General features: G+C 68.6%; 1 protein-coding gene. It reads right to left on the bottom strand.

The genetic code is table 11. The annotated features are described in order from the left end of the window. On the bottom strand, positions 1 to 488 hold a 488-nt coding region (locus ACLQ28_RS34510), incomplete at both ends, for a hypothetical protein (protein ID WP_425690448.1).

Here is a 488-nt window from a genome sequence, read left to right as displayed (position 1 = left end):
CGACTGCGCACTACGCACCAAACCCCACACCGGAGCCAGCACCAGATCCGGCGATCCCCCACCAACCGCCACACCGTTGCGGGTCACCACCACCAACCGCACGCCAGCGAACCGCTCGCTGGCCAACCACCACTGCAACAGACCGAGAACGTCCTCGGTCACCATCGCCGCAGCCGTACCCGCCTGACCCTCGACGCCAGACTCCACCGCGACGACGACAGCCGCCGGTACCGCCGCGCCCTCGGCGACCGCCCGCTCCAACGCGTCCAGATCGGCATGATGCTCACCGACCCCGGCGATACCCTCACCAACGAACGCGACACGCACCGACTCCACCGCGTCCGGGACCGAAACCTCAGCCCAGTCGACCTGGAACAACGAGTTCCGCCCCACGTCCTGGGCGTTCTCCAGCTGCGCCTGCTCGACCGGCCGGAAAGCGAGTTTGGCCACGCTCGCGACCGGCTCACCCTCAACACCGACGACGTCGA

Source organism: Micromonospora sp. DT201 (assembly GCF_049841575.1).
GTDB lineage: Bacteria > Actinomycetota > Actinomycetes > Mycobacteriales > Micromonosporaceae > Micromonospora.
This window is presented reverse-complemented; position numbering and strand designations above follow the sequence as displayed.